This window comes from Rhodococcus sp. 852002-51564_SCH6189132-a, from assembly GCF_001665495.1.
Lineage (GTDB): Bacteria > Actinomycetota > Actinomycetes > Mycobacteriales > Mycobacteriaceae > Rhodococcus > Rhodococcus pyridinivorans.
Genome location: NZ_LZMJ01000004.1, coordinates 1 through 16,925 on the forward strand (window position 1 = coordinate 1; position 16,925 = coordinate 16,925).

At 68.8% G+C, this 16,925-nt stretch carries 11 protein-coding genes; 8 read left to right on the forward strand and 3 right to left on the reverse strand.

Annotated elements, in window-relative coordinates:
• Nucleotides 1-125 precede the first annotated feature (125 nt).
• Both A5767_RS00370 and A5767_RS00375 read right to left on the reverse strand, forming a co-directional pair.
• Nucleotides 126-1,310 (reverse strand): thiolase family protein, encoded by a 1,185-nt coding sequence (locus tag A5767_RS00370; protein ID WP_006552890.1) that lies wholly within the window; start codon nucleotides 1,308-1,310, stop codon nucleotides 126-128.
• A 192-nt stretch (nucleotides 1,311-1,502) separates the two neighbouring features.
• Nucleotides 1,503-2,504, reverse strand: coding sequence for a hypothetical protein (locus tag A5767_RS00375; RefSeq protein ID WP_082937541.1), 1,002 nt, complete (start codon nucleotides 2,502-2,504; stop codon nucleotides 1,503-1,505).
• A 318-nt stretch (nucleotides 2,505-2,822) separates the two neighbouring features.
• On the opposite strand from A5767_RS00375, the gene A5767_RS00380 reads away from it, so the two are divergent.
• A complete protein-coding gene (locus A5767_RS00380; protein WP_019288919.1) occupies nucleotides 2,823-3,119 on the forward strand; it encodes a chorismate mutase in 297 nt (98 codons plus the stop codon).
• Nucleotides 3,120-3,274: 155 nt separating this feature from the next.
• Entirely contained in the window at nucleotides 3,275-4,072 is a 798-nt protein-coding gene (locus tag A5767_RS00385; protein ID WP_064851353.1) for an SDR family NAD(P)-dependent oxidoreductase, read from the forward strand.
• A 30-nt stretch (nucleotides 4,073-4,102) separates the two neighbouring features.
• On the opposite strand, the gene A5767_RS00390 is transcribed toward A5767_RS00385, so the two are convergent.
• Nucleotides 4,103-5,527 carry an aldehyde dehydrogenase family protein gene (locus A5767_RS00390; RefSeq protein ID WP_024103652.1) on the reverse strand — a complete coding sequence of 475 codons (1,425 nt, stop codon included), beginning with the start codon at nucleotides 5,525-5,527 and terminating at the stop codon, nucleotides 4,103-4,105.
• Nucleotides 5,528-5,853: 326 nt separating this feature from the next.
• Between A5767_RS00390 and A5767_RS00395 the strand changes: the two genes are divergently transcribed.
• The 6 genes from A5767_RS00395 (at nucleotide 5,854) to A5767_RS00420 (ending at nucleotide 16,923) form a co-directional block, all read left to right on the forward strand.
• Nucleotides 5,854-11,349: a glutamate synthase-related protein gene (locus A5767_RS00395; RefSeq protein ID WP_064851354.1), complete on the forward strand. Its 5,496-nt coding sequence runs from the start codon at nucleotides 5,854-5,856 to the stop codon at nucleotides 11,347-11,349.
• Entirely contained in the window at nucleotides 11,346-13,109 is a 1,764-nt protein-coding gene (locus A5767_RS00400) for a sulfite reductase subunit alpha (protein WP_064851355.1), read from the forward strand. The genes A5767_RS00395 and A5767_RS00400 overlap by 4 nt, the downstream gene beginning before the upstream one ends.
• Before the next feature lie 151 nt (nucleotides 13,110-13,260).
• Nucleotides 13,261-15,303 carry an elongation factor G-like protein EF-G2 gene (locus A5767_RS00405; protein WP_064851356.1) on the forward strand — a complete coding sequence of 681 codons (2,043 nt, stop codon included), beginning with the start codon at nucleotides 13,261-13,263 and terminating at the stop codon, nucleotides 15,301-15,303.
• A gap of 38 nt (nucleotides 15,304-15,341) precedes the next feature.
• On the forward strand, nucleotides 15,342-16,115 hold the full coding sequence (locus A5767_RS00410; protein WP_064851436.1) for a PIG-L deacetylase family protein: 774 nt from the start codon (nucleotides 15,342-15,344) through the stop codon (nucleotides 16,113-16,115).
• Between the two features lie 22 nt (nucleotides 16,116-16,137).
• Nucleotides 16,138-16,599, forward strand: a complete 462-nt coding sequence (locus A5767_RS00415; RefSeq protein WP_064851357.1) for an SRPBCC family protein — start codon at nucleotides 16,138-16,140, stop codon at nucleotides 16,597-16,599.
• A 129-nt stretch (nucleotides 16,600-16,728) separates the two neighbouring features.
• Entirely contained in the window at nucleotides 16,729-16,923 is a 195-nt protein-coding gene (locus A5767_RS00420; protein WP_064851358.1) for a hypothetical protein, read from the forward strand.
• Nucleotides 16,924-16,925: the final 2 nt, after the last annotated feature.

The following is a 16,925-nucleotide window of genomic DNA, read 5'->3' on the forward strand; positions in this document are numbered from 1 at the left end:
CCCCCGGGGGGGGGGGGGGGGCGCGCCCCCCCCCCCCCCCCCCCCCCCGGCCCGCCCCCCCGGGCCGGGGGGGCCCCCCCCCCCCCCCCCCCCCACCACTGTCGGTCCTTCGAAACCTGCCCGGATCAGGACACGCGGCGCAGCAGCGCGGCGAGTGCCTGTCCGCCACCGATGCACATGGTGACGACGCCGAGTTCGAGATCGCGACGGATCAGGTCCTTGGCGACGCGCAGCGTCAGGATCGCGCCGGTCGCGCCGACCGGGTGGCCCAGGGCGATGGCACCGCCGTAGGGGTTGGTCTTCTCCGGGTCGAGCTTGGCGTCGCGCGCCACCGCCACGGCCTGCGAGGCGAAGGCCTCGTTGAGCTCGACGGTGTCGATGTCGGCCGGGGTCAGGCCGTTCTGCTCGAACAGCTTCACCAGGGCGAGGGTCGGGGCGTAGCCCATCAGCTCGGGCTCCATCGCCGAGGTGACGACCGACTCGAGCACGACAGAGGCACCGAGACCGCGTTCACGGGCGACCGACTCGCGGGCCAGGACGAGCGCGGCAGCGCCGTCGTTGATCCCGGAGGCATTACCGGCGGTGACGGTGCCGTCCTTGATGAACGCCGAGCGCAGCTTGCCGAGCACCTCGAGGGTGGTGTCGGGCTTGGGGTGCTCGTCCTCGGTGACGGTGACGGGCTTGCGGCCACCGATCTCGACCGGGGTGATCTCCTCGGCGAAGGCGGCCTTCGCGGCGTCGGTGGCGGCGCGGCGCTGCGATTCGAGGGCGAACTCGTCCTGCTGCTCGCGGCTGACGCCGTACTCGCGGGCGACGTTCTCGGCCGTGACGCCCATGTGCAGTCCGCTGAACGGATCGGTGAGCATGCCGACGGTGCCGTCGACGAGCTCGCGGTTGCCGAGCTTGTAACCGTTGCGGGCACCGAAGTCGTAGAACGGCATGCGCGACATGCTCTCGTCGCCACCGGCGACGGTGATCTCCGCGGCACCCCAACGGATCTCCTGGGCTGCGGACCACACGGCCTGCAGACCCGAGCCGCACAGGCGGTTGACGGTGAGGGCCGGGGTGGAGACGGGAAGTCCGGCGGCGAGGGTGACGCGACGGGCGTTGTAGGCGTCGGCACCGACCTGGCCGATGCAACCCATGACAACCTCGTCGATGTCCTCACCTGCGACACCCGCGCGCTGCAGCGCCTCGCGGACCGCGGTGGCGCCGAGTTCGTGCGCGGGTACGTCCTTGAGTGCGCCGCCGAAGCTGCCGACGGGGGTGCGTGCGCCGTCGACGATGACGATGCGTTCCGGAGCGGTCATTTCTCGTCCAATCTGGTCGAACACCTGGGGTCCACGCGCCGGCACCGCCGAGCGCACAGATCTTCGGGAAGGCGTCCTCCCGAAGCGTCTGACTCGATGCTACGGCACCGAGTGCCGCACTTGTGAAGGTCCGAACACGAGTTGCAGGAACGGGAACGGAAACGACATTCTGAAATACGGACTACGTTATTTTCACTCGTCGTCGACGGTGAACGGAGGGCCCTCCGCGAGACGTTCCGCAGCCGCCGGTGTGCCCAGTTCACGGCGGTGGCGAGGGTGCTCCACGTAGAACTCGAGGAAACGGTACAACTGCACCGGATCGACGGCCAGATGCCGTGAGTCCACCTCGATCCGGGGCTCGGACGGCAGGCGCTCGAAGGGGAACACCCGACTCGTGCGCCGACGCGCCCACGCCGCCGACCCGTGCCCCTCGATCCAGATTTCCGGGAACCCCCGGTCGACCGCACGAAGACCCCGCACCGACACCCACGGCAGATAGGACTCCACGAACCAGCCGCGCAGCCTGATCCCGTCCGGCCCGAGAACCAGCGAACCGGCCCGGATGCGCCCGAGTGCCACCTCCACGAGGAAGGCCAGACACACCCCGGCGACGAGCGCCAGCACCAGCGCCACGAGAGGTAGACCCTCGTTCCCGACCACGATCTCCACGGCTGCGCCGAGCGAGAGGAACGTCCCGCACAGCACCATCGCGAGCAGCAGACCGAAGACGGGGCGACGGCCCGCGATCTCGGTACTGCCGCGATCGGCCGTCTCGACGTACCGGAACCGCGGTGTGCGGCTCGGAGGCCACGACGACGGTCGCCGGGCCCCAGATCCGGCAGGCCACCAGAAGGTGGCGCCGAAGGCCGCCGTCAGCAGCATCAGCACCGCCAGGATCGAATAGAAGCGGTCGGCGCCCACCGAATCGGTGCCCCACGCGCTCGCTCCGCGGGCCGCGGCGAAAATCGCCACGAGCACCGCCGCACCGGCCGCTGCGTACACGTGCAGATTGCGCGTGCCGTGCTGCCATTCGCTCGGCGGTTCGATGTGGGATGTCGGTTCGGCACCGAAAGTCGGTTCGGTACCGGAAGTCGGCTCGGTACCGGAAGTCGGTTCGGTACCGGAAGTCGGTTCCGTACCGGAAGTCGCAGCCTCCGTGCCGCGCCCACCCCACGGGACAACAGGTCGTCGCATCGGTCTCCCCTCCAGGTGTACCGAGGAGCCCCGACGTCCTCGGCCCTGCCGGTCGGCCGGAACGCTACCTCGAGCGGCGGACCCGATGCGGACCCTTCGGGCGCGGCGTCACCGACGGACACACGAGTTGGCACCGGTCGGTGTGACAATTAACATACCCCCGGCCATCAGGGTGTTGAACCAGGTCACGGCCGTTTATGAAGGAACAGGACGCGCATGGGAGAATCTCGCGAGAATTTTTCCCTACGTGTCGGTAACACCTATAGGTGTAAGCACGACACAATCTGTGACGATTCAGACGAGACCGGAGGAGTCTGCATGACTGTCCAGCTTGATTCGCCTGGCCTTGCGTCCGTCGGCGAAGCTTCGTCGGCCGAGGCAGAGCTCGGGGAGCTGTTCGAGCAGATCAAGGAGCTCGACGCTCAGCTGCTCGCGGTGATCAAGCGGCGTTCGGAGCTCGTTCAGCGCGCCGGAGCATCCGCGAAGGGCACCGACGCGAGCCGCGAAGCACAGGCCGAGGAAATGGCCGTCATGGGACGCTTCGCCGAACTCGGCACCGACGGCAGCACGCTCGCGATGACGCTGCTGCGCCTCGGCCGCACCCGCAAGGCCTGAGACCTACCACCGACGGCCCCCGCACCACATGGTGCGGGGGCCGTCGCCGTAGCCGTAGCCGTCCACCGCTTCGCATCACGCCGGTCGCAAATGTGGCCGCCCGCTCCCCTGTCGGCATACCGTCGGGACATCCCCGAAGAACGGACAAGGGCAGCATGGATCTCGGACTCACTGCCAAGCGGGCCATCGTCACCGGCGGTAGCCGCGGCATCGGCTACGCCATCGCGCGGGCACTGGCCACCGAAGGTGCCGACGTGGTGATCGCGGCCCGTACCGCGGCCGATCTCGACATCGCGGCGAAGACCCTCTCGGAGGAGACCGGGCGACGAATCGTTCCCGTGCCCACCGACACCAGCGACCAGGCCTCGGTCGACGCACTCGTCGCGCGGGCCGTCGCCGAACTCGGTGGCGTCGACATCCTCGTCAACTCCGCCGCCACACCCTGGACCGCCGACAAGCCGACGAGTTTCGCCGCGACCACCGACGACATCGTGCGCAACGAAGTCGAGATCAAGGTCCTCGGCTGTCTGCGCACCGCACGCGCCGTCGCCCCCTACCTGATCGAGCAGGGCTGGGGCCGGATCATCAACATCAGCGGGCTCGGCGCGCGCAGCGCGAACTCCATCGCCCAGACGGTCCGGAACGTCAGCGTTGCAGCCGTGACGAAGAACCTCGCCGACGAACTCGGCCCGCACGGCATCAACGTCACCGTGGTCCACCCCGGCCGCACCCGCACCGAACGGCTGGCGGCGCGACTGGCCGAGGAGTCCGCCGAGACGGGCACGCCGATAGCCGAACTGGAACGGCAGATCGCGAAGAACTCCGTGAACCGCCTCATCGACGCGAGCGAGGTCGCCGACGTCGTCGCGTTCCTCGCGAGCCCGCGCAGCATCGGCATCACCGGCGATGCGATCGCCGTGGGCGGCGGCGTACCCGGCGCGGTCTACTACTGACCGGTCCGACGAAACGATACGGCACCGCCGTCAGCGCAGGATCGTTTTGATCTCCAGGAACTCCTCGAGCCCGAAGACACCGGCCTCGCGTCCGATACCCGACTGCTTGTAACCACCGAAAGGTGCGTCGGTGTTGAAGGCGCCGCCGTTGATGTAGACCTGACCGGTGCGCATACGGCGGGCCACGGCCTCCGCTCGCGCTGGGTCGGCCGACCAGACCCCACCGGACAGGCCGTACTCGCTGTCGTTGGCAATGCGCACCGCATCGTCCTCGTCCTGGTATCCGATGATCGACAGCACCGGCCCGAAGATCTCCTCGCGGGCGATCGTCATCTCCGGCGCGACGTTCGTGAACACGGTCGGGCCGACGAAGTAGCCGGTGGTGAACTCGGTTTCGCGTCCGTCGAGCACCAGTTCGGCCCCCTCCTCGACGCCCTTGTCGATGTACGCCTTCACGCGTGCCTGCTGCGTGCCGCTGACGAGCGGGCCCAGCTTCGACGACGGATCGTCGGGCAGCCCGAGGGTGTAGGCCCGCGCGACCTGCTCGGCGACGGCGGTGGCCTCCTGCAGACGGTCGGCGGGGACGAGCATGCGGGTCAGGGCGGTGCAGGTCTGGCCGGAGTTGAGGAAGCACTTGCCGACACCCTCGGTGACGGCGGCGGTGAGGTCGGCATCGTCGAGGATGATGTTGGCCGACTTGCCGCCGAGTTCGAGCGCGACCTTCTTCACCGTCTCCGCAGCGACGACCGAGACGCGCTTGCCGGCACGCGTCGAGCCCGTGAACGACACCATGTCGACGTCGGGGTGTGCGGCGATGGCCTCGCCGACGACCGGTCCGTAACCGCTGACGAGGTTGAACACGCCCGGCGGCAGGCCGGCCTCGTCGACGATGTCGACGAGCGCGTAGGTCACCAGCGGCGCGACCTCGGTGGGCTTGAGCACCACGGTGCACCCGGCGGCGAGCGCGGCGAACACCTTGAGCACCACCTGGTGCAGCGGGTAGTTCCACGGGGTGATCGCCCCGACGACCCCGATGGGTTCGCGTACGACCAGGGCGTTGCCGATCTCCTGGTCGTCGAAGTCGTACGTTCCGGCCAGCGACGCATAGGCGGCAATATTCTTCAGCGGCATCCCGACCTGGATGGCACGCGCGAAGTGAGCGGGCATCCCCATGTCCTGGGAGACGACGCTCGTGAGTTCGTCGGCACGCTCGTTCGCCAGCGAGGAGACCTTCTCCAGGTAGGCGGCGCGCGACGCACCACTGAGCGCGGACCAGGCCGGGAAGGCCGCCTTCGCTGCGGCGACCGCCCGATCGACATCGGAGGCGGCACCCTCGGCGACCGCGGCGACGACCTCTTCGGTCGTCGGGTTCACGACCTCGATGCGGCCGGCGCCGTCGGAGTCCACCCACTGCCCGTCGATGTAGATCTTCGTGCGGTCGAGAATGTCGGTCATATCGCTCTCCCTGCCCGTAGTCCGGCCTGTCGACGCCGTTGGGCGCGAGCGTAGCGAAGACCCTCCCGCAATAAAGCGTTTACTCCCGGCGGGTTGTGATGTATCCCGCCGTCACCGGAGTTAACACGTGCGCTACACTTGCGATTGCTGCTCGCGCGCTCCACCGTCGCAACGCACGGCGCATTCGGACAAAGACGTCTGCATTCACACACATCGTCTCCGGCACACGTCTATGCACCTCAGGAGCTGCGCCTTCCCACGCGTTCCCCTTCTTCGCATCGTCACTGCCGGTCGACGTCGAATTCGATGCACCGAGGAGGACGTCCGTGACGCACGCCAGTGACACCGGCCTGTACGACAGCACGCTGGACAAGAGCAGTTGTGGTGTCGGTTTCATCACCCGCAAGGACGGCGTGCAGACCCACGACGTGCTCACCCGCGGTCACGAGGCCCTGTGCGTCGTGCCGCACCGCGGTGGCATGTCCGCCGAGGGTGTCGGCGACGGAGCCGGCATCAACGTGGACCTGTCGGTCGCCTTCTTCTCCGAGATCACCGGAAAACCCTTGAAGGAAGGGCACTTCGGTGTCGGAAACTTCTTCCTCCCCACCGATCCCGCGGCGCATGCCGATGCCGAGGAACTCGTCTCGTCGGCACTCGCCGGAGCCGGGGTCACCGTGCTCACGATGCGCGACGTCCCCGTCGACGACAGCGTGTTGCGTCCTGCCGCAACGAAATACCAGCTGCCGATCCGGCAGTGGATCTTCACGCGGCCCGACGCGTGCGACTCCGTCGACGAGTTCGACCGACTGCTGCACGGCGTGCTCCTCGAGGTCGAGGCCCGCGCCTACACCGAGCCGGAACTGGGCGGGCTGTACCCGCTCTCGCTCAGTGCGCGCACGCAGGTTCTCAAGAACCGCTTGAACTCTCACGAGGTCATCCCGTACTTCCGCGATCTCACCGATCCGCAGCACGCGGTGCACACCCTGTTCTTCCACACCCGGTTCTCGACGAACACCGATCCGCATCCGACGATGGCGCAGCCGTTCCGCCTCATGGCGCACAACGGTGAGCTGAACACCGATCGCAAGAACCGGCTGTTCGAGGGCGCCCTCGCCCGCGCGATGGGCCGTGACATCATTCGCCCGCCGGGACAGTCCGACAGCTGCCGCTTCGACCAGACCCTGGCCTCGCGTATCGCCCACAACGAACTCGACCTCGTCACCGCCGTCGTGCAGATGATGCCGCCTGCCTGGGAGAACGACACCGAGCTGTCGCCGCAGGTCCGCGCGATGCTCGAGTTCTTCTCCCTGTACGAGGAGAAGAACGACGGCCCCGCGGCGCTGATCTTCGGCAACGGCACCGTCGTCGGCGCGCGCCTCGACCGCCTCGGCCTGCGTCCGCTGCGCACCGTGGAGACCGAAGAGTACCTCGCCGTCACCTCCGAGGCCGGCCAGTTCGACTTCGCGCCCGAGACCGTGCTGCGTCGCGGCCGCATCGAGGCCGGTGGCATGCTGTACTTCGATCACCGCACGCGCCGCTCCTACGGAGCGGATGAGGCGCTCGAACTTCTTGCTGCCCGGCAGAATTACGCGTCGCTCGTCGACGAGGCCCGCCGCAATCTCGATGCCCTGCCCGAGGTTCCCGCCGAGAAGGCCGGTTCCCCGCTGCGCTACAACGGCGATCTCGAGCGTTACCAGCGCTACGTGTCCTACAGCATCAACCAGGAATCCTTCCGGTTCATGCTCGACCCGATGCTCGCGTCGGGTCAGGAGCGCATCTCCGCGATGGGTTACGGCAACGCCATCAACGCGCTGTCGGATCAGGAAGGCGGTGTGGCCAAATACTTCTCGCAGCGCTTCGCCCAGGTCACCAACCCGTCGCTGGACTCGATCCGCGAAGCGGACGGCATGACCCTGCGCGTCGCGCTCGGTGCTCGCCCCGGTAGCGGTGCTCCCGTCTCGTCCGCGGCCCAGATCGTGGTGCCCACCCCGATCCTCACGCACCTCGACATGCTGCGTATCCGCGAACAGTCCGACACCCCGGTGCGGCGTTTCGAGATGCTGTACTCCCCCGTCTTCGACGACGCCAAGGCGAACGCGGCCGCGCTCGCCGCCGCGATCGACGGTACGGCCGAGGCCATTGCCGATTTCGCCCGCGAATCCGGTGGCATCGCCGTGCTCACCGACCGCCACGTCTCCACCGACCGCGCCGGACTGCCGATGGTGCTCACCGTCGCCGCGGTCAACCAGCGCCTGATCGACGAGGGATTGCGTCTGCGCGTGTCCGTCATCGTCGAGTCCGGACAGCTGTTCTCGTCGCATCACATCGCCGCGACCCTCGGTTTCGGTGCCGCTGCGGTGTATCCGCTCACGGTGCAGATGCGCGCCGAGGAGAAGTTCGGCGACGATGCCGACGCCGCGTTCCTGAAGTTCCGCAAGGCGGCCGAGAAGTCGCTCATGAAGACGATGGGACGCGTCGGCCTGTGCACCGTCGAGTCGTATATCGGCGGTGAGTTCTTCGAGCCGAGCTATCTCGACACGAGTGACGAGGTGCTCGCGCGCTGGTTCCCGAACGTGAAGTCCCCGGTCGGCGGTGTCGGTTTCACCACCCTCGCGCAGGCCGTCGCCGACTGGCACCGTCGCGCTCTCACCGTGGAGACGGAGAAGGACGTCCCGCTGCTGGGTCTGTTCAAGGAGCGCGCCGAGGGCGCCGGTCACTCGTTCGGCACGACCGCCGTGCGCGGCTTCGTGGACATGACCGAGGAGCCCTTCGCGCTGCCCGTGGAGAAGGAGGCCGAGCCGGATCTGACCGACGCGCTGCGTCTGCTGCCGCTGCACCGGCTCTCCGACGCGCACGGTCTCGACGACGCCTCGTACCGCTACGGCGGCTTCCGCGCCCTGACACCCGCCGAGATCGATGCCTTCGAGATCACCCCGGGTTACCGCGCGTTCGCCCGCACGATGGCCGACGAGCGCGCACAGCGTCCCGCGGCGCTGCGCGACGTGCTCGCCCTGCCCGCCGACGTCACCTACGCCGTCACCGCCGAGGACTTCACCAAGGAGATGGGCCGCTTCGCGCGGTTCGGCAACAACTCGATGCTCGTGCGCGGGATCTCCGCGGCGCGGGTCGGTGAGAGCGAATTCGTCCTGCGTCTGACCGGTCCGCTCGCAGACGACCACCGTCGTCCCGATGCGCTCGCGGCCTCGCTCGTCGCGCGCTTCGGTGACGGCATCGTCTCGCACCGTTGCTACGGCGACACCCTGACCGTGCACGCGATCGGTGACGCCGCGCGCTATCTCGAGCAGGTCCGCCAGGCCCCGCTGAGCGTGCGGCTCGACCGGGTGCAGCCGGCGCACGAGATCACCCCGGCGCTCGCGTCGGGTGCGATGAGCCATGGCGCGCTCAACTCCAACGCCCACGAGGCCGTCGCCCACGGCACCAACATGGTCGGCGGCATGTCGAACTGCGGTGAGGGCGGCGAGCACATCTCCCGCTACGGCACCATCCGCGGGTCGCGCATCAAGCAGTTCGCGTCCGGCCGCTTCGGTGTGTGGGCCGGTTATCTCGCCGATCCGATGCTCGAGGAGATCGAGATCAAGATCGCGCAGGGCGCGAAGCCCGGTGAGGGCGGCCAGTTGCCCGCCAAGAAGGTCACGGTGGAGATCGCCGCGGCGCGCGGTGCGACCCCGGGCGTCGAGCTGGTCTCGCCGCCGCCGCACCACGACACCTACTCCATCGAGGACCTCGCCCAGCTCATCCACGACGCCAAGGCGGCGCGGGTGCGGGTGATCGTCAAGCTCGTCTCCTCGGAGGGCATCGGCACGATCGCCGTGGGTGTCGCGAAGGCCGGCGCCGACGTCATCAACGTCGCCGGCAACACCGGCGGCACGGGTGCCGCCTCGGTGACCTCGCTGAAGTACGCGGGCCGGTCCGCGGAGATCGGTGTGGCCGAGGTCCACCAGGCCCTCACGGCCAACGGTCTGCGCGACAAGGTCGTGCTGCGCTGCTCGGGTGCGCACCAGACGGCGTCGGACGTCATCGTCTCCGCGCTGCTCGGCGCCGACAGCTTCGAGTTCGGCACCACCGCGCTGATGATGCTCGGCTGCGTCATGGCGAAGAACTGCAACGTCAAGTGCCCGGCAGGTCTGACCACGAATCCCGAAGTGTTCAACGGCGATCCGCGGGCGATGGCCCAGTACCTGCTCAACGTCGCGCACGAGACCCGAGAGCTGCTCGCCCGCCTGGGTCTGCGGTCGCTGCGCGACGCGCGTGGCCGCGCCGACCTGCTGCACCTGCTCGACCACCCGTCGAGCGTGGGCCGGCTGGACCTGCGGGCGATGCTCGCGGTGCTGCCCGAGGTGCACATCGACAATCCGGTCTACATGGAGAAGGACTACTCGCTCGACGAGGCGTGGGTGGCCCGGCTGCGCGAGGCCCTCGTCGATGCGAAGGAGCTCACCGTCTCGCTCGGCGACGGCGTGCAGCTGACGAACAACAACAAGAGCGTCGGCGCGCAGCTGGCGATCGACATCGAGCGCATGCTCAACCACGAGGATCTCGGCGCCCTGCCGGCCGTGCTCGACGACGAGCGCGGACGCCGCTGGCTACGCGACGGCACCGTCACCATCACCACCTCCGGTTCGGCGGGCCTGTCCTTCGGGGCGTTCTGCAACGACGGCATGCGCATCGAGCACACCGGTACCGCCAACGACGGCGTCGGCAAGGGCCAGTGCGGCGGGCAGATCGTGCTGCGTTCACCGGGTGGCGGCAGCGACGATCGCGGCGGCAACGTGCTCATCGGCAACTTCGCGCTCTTCGGTGCGACCGGCGGTCGCCTGTTCGTCGAGGGTGAGGCCGGCGACCGCTTCGCGGTGCGCAACTCCGGCGCCACCGCCGTCGTCGAGGGTGTCGGCGAGTTCGCCTGCGAGTACATGACCAACGGCGCGGTGCTCAACATCGGCGAGTTCGGCAAGGGCTTCGGCAACGGCATGTCGGGCGGGTTCGTCTACCAGTACGACCCCGAGGGCCTGCTCCCCCGCAAGGCCAGCGCCGACTCGATCGTCCTCGGGTCGATCACCGGTGACGACCCGCAGGCCGCGATCCACAACGCCGCCGTGCTGCAGCTGCTGCACCTGCACGTCGAGGCGACCGGCTCGGTGAAGGCCCGCTTCCTGATCGACAACTGGCAGGTCGAGCAGCACCGCTTCGCGTACGGCATGCCGCGCGCGCTGCTGCAGTACCAGCACCTCGACGAGATCCTCGCCGCAGCATCGCGCAAGGACCTCGCCGCCGAGGTCGCCACGGCGCTGGTCGCGCACCAGGTGCGCAAGTTCAAGGAGAACTACCGCTCGGGTGTTCCCGTCGCCGGTGGTGTCACCCCGGACGCGACCGACACCGAGGCCATGTACGCGCTGCTCAACAACTACACGGTGCTCGCCGCCGCGCAGGAGATGGCGCTGCAGAAGGTCCCCGACGCCACCGACGTGTCGGATCCGGCGGTACAGAAGACCGCACGCAATCTGCTGCTCACCGAGGACTTCTTCCTCGTCGCGAAGCTCGAGCGCTACGCCCTCGCGGCGATCGCCGATCACACCGACGAGCAGCTCGCGGCGCTGGTCGCCGACAAGCGCCTGAACGACTACAAGCAGGCCCTGGCCCTGCGCAACGTCCGCTCGGTCGATGCGCCGGGTACCTACGGCTGGATCCTCTTGCAGAGCCGCAAGAATCTCGACGCCGCAGGTCGCCTGCCCGGTTACGAGGAACTGTTCGCACGCAACGCCGTCCCGAACGTCCTCACCTCCACGATGGGAGTCTCCGCGTGACCACCACCGGCCCGTTCATTCCCCTCGACGCTCCGTTCACCGCCGATCAGCGGTCGTGGCTCTCCGGCTTCGTCGCCGGGATGCAGACCCGCCTGTTCTCCGGGGGTTCCGCCGCCGATGCCGGGACCGTCGGCTCGGCGACTGCTCTGCACGTGCTCTACGGCTCGCAGACCGGCAATGCCGAAGCCGTCGCCGAGGACGCCGCGGCTGCAGCGCGCACCCAGGGCTTCGCGCCCGTCGTGTGCGCTCTCGACGACATGGACCTCGACCGGTTCGCCGGTCTGGGCCAGGTCCTGATCGTCACATCCACCTACGGCGAGGGCGAGATGCCCGACAACGCCGAGCTGTTCTGGGATGCGCTGTCGGCCGAGAGCGCGCCGCGCCTCGACGGCATGAACTTCGCGGTGCTCGCCCTCGGCGACACCGGTTACGACGGGTTCTGCCAGGCCGGCAAGCTCATCGACATGCGTCTCGAGCAGCTCGGTGCGCAGCGCATCGTGCCGCGGGTGGACTGCGACGTCGAGTTCGAGGAGCTCGCCGCGACGTGGATCGCGGAGACGCTGCCGCTCGTCGCGGCCGTCGAGGGCATCGTGGGCGATGGTGCTCCCGCTCCCGCGGCACCGGCGGCACCGGCCCGGGCGAAGCCGCAGTGGACCCGCAAGAATCCCTATCCGGCGGTGCTGACGTCGAACGTGCTCCTGTCCGGGGAGGACTCGGCCAAGGAGATTCGGCACTACGAGTTCGCGCTCGCCGATTCCGGTCTCGAATACGAAGCGGGCGACGCGCTGAACGTGGTGCCCGTCAACGACACCGAACTCGTGCACGCGATCCTCGGTCGGCTCGGTCTCGACGGCGCGACCGTCCCCGAGGGTCACGACGACACGCTCGAGCACCTCCTCACCTACAACTACGAGATCACCGCTCCGTCCGTCGATCTCCTCGAGGAGATCGAGAAACACACGGGTAACGAGGAACTCACCTATGTGCTGCGGCACAGCGACAAGGCCGCGCTCGACGAATGGTTGTGGGGCCGCGACATTCTCGACGTGCTCCTGCTCGATCCCGCGCCCGAACTGTCGGCCGAGCAGTTCCTGGCGCTGCTGCGTCCGCTGCAGCACCGGGCGTACTCGATCTCGTCGAGCCCGAACGCGTGCGACGGTTCGGTGCACCTGACGGTCGCGGCGGTGCGCTACGGCACCGACGGCCGCGAGCGTCGCGGGGTGTGCTCGACCTTCCTCGCCGATCGTGTCGGTGAAGGCAAGGTCGGCATCTTCGTGTCGAAGAACAAGGCCTTCCGCGTGCCCGCCGACAACACCGCACCGATGATCATGGTCGGTCCGGGCACCGGCATCGCACCCTTCCGCGGCTTCCTGCAGGAACGTCGCGCACGGGGTGCGACGGGGAAGAACTGGCTGTTCTTCGGCGACCAGAAGCGCGGCTGCGACTACATCTACGAACAGGAGTTGGCCGAGTTCGCCGACTCGGGTGTGCTCACGCGCCTGGACCTGGCGTTCTCCCGCGATCAGGCCGAGAAGATCTACGTGCAGACCCGCATGAAGGAGCACGGCGCGGAACTGTTCGCGTGGCTCGAGGAGGGTGGACACTTCTACATCTGCGGCGACGCGTCGCGGATGGCGAAGGACGTCGACCGTGCGCTGCACGAGATCGTCGCCGAGCACGGCGGCATGAACGACGAGCAGGCCGCGGAGTACGTCACCACCCTCAAGCGCGAGAAGCGGTACGTGCGCGACGTGTACTGAGCAGGCCGGGGGTACGCACCGCCGCCGCGAGGCTCGCAACACCATCGGTCACCGGTGGCGTTGCGAGCCCCGAGCGCGTGTTGCGAACCTCCCCGGAGGCACCATCGGAATGCCTTAGACTGTGCCGCAGGTCACACGAGGGAGTAGCTCGATGCCCGATCGCTCCGCAGCACGCAGCCGGCAGGCACCGACCGCCGACAGTCCCGACCGGATCCGCAACGTTGCCCTGGTGGGGTGCAGCGGCTCCGGGAAAACCACCCTCACCGAATCCCTCGCCGTCGCAGCGGGCGCCGTCGGGCGCGCCGGGCGCGTGGCAGAGGGCACCACGGTGTCCGACTACGAGGGGATCGAGCAGCGCCACCGCAGGTCGGTGCAGCTGTCCGTCGTCCCCCTCGAATGGAACGACATCAAGATCAACCTGATCGACACGCCGGGACACCCCGACTTCGACGCCGAGGTCCGCGCAGCCCTGCACGCGGCCGACGCGGCGATCTTCGTCGTCTCCGCCACCGATCCCATCAGCGCCGCGACCCGCGCGCTCTGGCGCGAATGCGACGACGAGGCGATCCCCCGCGCGATCGTGGTGAACAAACTCGACGTCGCCCGGCACAGCTTCGACGACATGCTCACCGATTGCCACGACGCCTTCGGGTTGGGACCGGACACCCTGCGGGCCATGTTCTATCCCGTCTACGACGGCGACCGCCCGATCGGGTCGATGGGTCTGCTGACGGGCCGCAGTTACGGCGAACCCGGTCCGTGCCCGGTGTCCACCGAAGCGCGCGAGAGCCTCGTGGAGGCCATCTCCGGCCAGGACGACACGCTCATGGAGCGGTTCATCGCCGGCGAGCAACTCGACACGGCCTCCCTGCAGGAAGGACTCACCCGCGAGATCCTGGCGTGCACCCTGCATCCGGCCGTCCCCGCCGACGAGACGGGGATCGGTGCCGTCGAACTGCTCGAGTTGATCACCACCGGATTCCCCGCACCGACGCAGCGCGATCGTGGGGCACCGCCGTGCGATCCGGACGGTCCGCTCGCCGCGCAGGTCGTGCGTGTGGCCGGCGACTCCTATGTCGGGCGGATCAGCCTGGTGCGCGTCTACTCCGGCACGCTGCGACCCGACACGATCGTCGCGCTGGCCGACGGTGACCGCGACAGCCGCGAACGCATTCCCGCCCTGACGAGCCCGTTCGGCAAGCAACAGCGCCCGGTCGGCGAGGCCGTGGCGGGAGACATCGCCTCCGTCGGGAAGCTCGCGACGGCACAACCCGGTGATGTCCTGTACGACCCCGACCATCCGGTCCCACTCGACCGGTGGCCGACCCCGACTCCCCTGCTCCCCGTCGCGATCGAGGCACACACCCGCACCGACGACGACAAGCTGTCCCAGGCCCTGTCGCGCCTCGCCTCCGAGGATCCCGCGCTGCACGTCGAGCAGAATCCCGAGACCCATCAGCTCGTGCTGTGGTGCACGGGCGAGGCGCACGCCGAACTGGTCCTCGAGCGGTTGCGCACCCGGCACGGTGTCCAGGTCGACACGGTCGAGCATCGGGTGCCGCTGAAGGAGACCTTCGCCGGACCCGCGAAAGGCCACGGCAGGCTCGTCAAACAGTCCGGTGGGCACGGCCAGTACGCGGTCGTCGACGTCGAGGTCGAACCACTGCCGGTGGGCAGCGGGGTGGTGTTCGCCGAGAAGGTGGTGGGCGGTGCGGTTCCGCGCCAGTTCATCCCGTCCGTGGAGAAGGGCGTGTACGCGCAGGCGGAGAAGGGTGTGACGACGGGATATCCGCTCGTCGACGTGCAGGTCACCCTGGTCGACGGCAAGGCCCACTCGGTGGATTCGTCCGACGCGGCCTTCCAGGCCGCCGCCGGGCTGGCCCTGCGGGATGCGGCCTCGCACAGCACCGTTCGCGTACTCGAACCGGTCGCTGCCGTGCGGGTGATCGTGCCCGAGGAGTATCTCGGCGCGGTCCTCGGCGATCTGTCGGCCCGGCGCGGACGGGTGCTCGGCACCGAATCCCCCGAGCCGGGTGTCGCCCTGCTGCGCGCGGAGGTTCCCGAACTCGAACTCGGCCGCTATCCGGTCGAACTGCGGGCCATCACGCAGGGCACCGCCGATTTCGCCCGCCAGTATCTGCGGCACGAACCGATGCCCGACAATCTCGCGGCCCGCTACGGCGAGCCGGACTGACCGCTGCAACGGACGGGCAGCGTGTCAGCATGAACGCCATGAGCGTTCTGCTGTGCTTCCACGCACACCCCGACGACGAGGTGTTCCTCACCGGTGGCGTGATGCGCCGGGCCGCCGACGCCGGGCATCGCGTCGTGCTCGTCGTCGCCACCGACGGTGCCCGCGGCGAATATCCCGACGGGCTGCTCGCGCCCGGCGAATCCCTCGCCGCCCGCCGCACGAAGGAACTCGAGGAATCGGCCCGGGCGCTGGGTGCGGCGCGGGTAGTGCCCTTCGGATACGGCGATTCGGGGATGGCCGGCACCGCCGGCAACCACGACCCGAATGCCTTCACCAACGCCGATCCGAGCAAGGTGGGAGCCAGGCTGGCCGCCGTGATCGAGCAGGAACGCGCCGATGTCGTCACGATCTACGACGCGCACGGCGGCTACGGTCATCCCGATCACGTCCAGGTCCACCGTGCCGGTGTCCATGCCGAACGGATCAGCGGACACGACGCCGTCTACGAGGCATCCACGAATCGGGACCACCTGATGCGGCTGCTCTCGGCGCTGCCGGACACCCCCGACGACGTGCGCCCACCCGACCTCGAGACGTTCGGCCTACCGGAATCGGAACTGACCACCGCGGTGGACGTGTCGACGGCGCTGGGCGCCAAACGCGCGGCGATGGTCGGCTACGAGTCGCAGATCGGCGACTTCGGGCCGATGCTGAACATGCCCGAGGAACACCTGCGCGCCGCCTTCGGTGTCGAATGGTTCCGGCGCCGCGGCGTTCCGCCCGGGCTGCAGGAGACCGAGCTCCCGCTCTGACCGAACGATCACGAGGAGAGAAGTGGAACAACGCATCGAGGTCTCCCGCCACATCGCCGCACCGCCGCCCGCGGTGTGGCGGGTGCTCACCGCACTGGACGAGGCACCTGTCACCCTGCGCGGGGTGAAAGCCGTCGAACGACTGGACGGCACCGGTTACGAGGTGGGCACACGGTGGCGGGAGACCCGCGGGATGTTCGGTCAGTCGGCGACCGAGGAGATGCAGGTCGCCGAAGTGGATCCCGAGCGACGCACCGTCGTCGTCGCCGAATCCCGCGGCGCCCGCTACCGGACCGTCTACGACCTGACCCCCTCGGCGGACGGGACGGATCTGACCGTGGAGTTCTCCGGGGAGAGCGGACCCCTCGGCGCCTTCGCGCAGCTCGCGATGACGCTGTTCGCGCCACTCGCGAAACGCGCGACCCGCAAGGCCCTCGAGCAGGACCTCGCCGACATCGCCGCCGCGGCCGAGCGGACCCGATGAGCTAGGCGGCGGGCACGGTCTCCTCGAGCTTGCCGGTGGTGATCGGTGTGAGCAGAACCGTTGCCCGTTTGACCGTTCCGGCGCTCGGGTACCGCTCCCCTGCACCCTACGAACGAAGGACGGACGTCGATGGACAACGCCCCCAAGCACGGCTCGGGCCGCCCCGAGGACAACGACGACCTCACCGGCCAGAAGATCAAGAATCTCGTCGACAAGCTCGAACAGAAGGTCGAGAACGAACGCGAGCAGGAGGGTGCACCCGGCAACGTCGCGGACCGGGTGAAGACGGAGAAGGTCGAACCCGACGATCAGGCTCCCGAATGAGC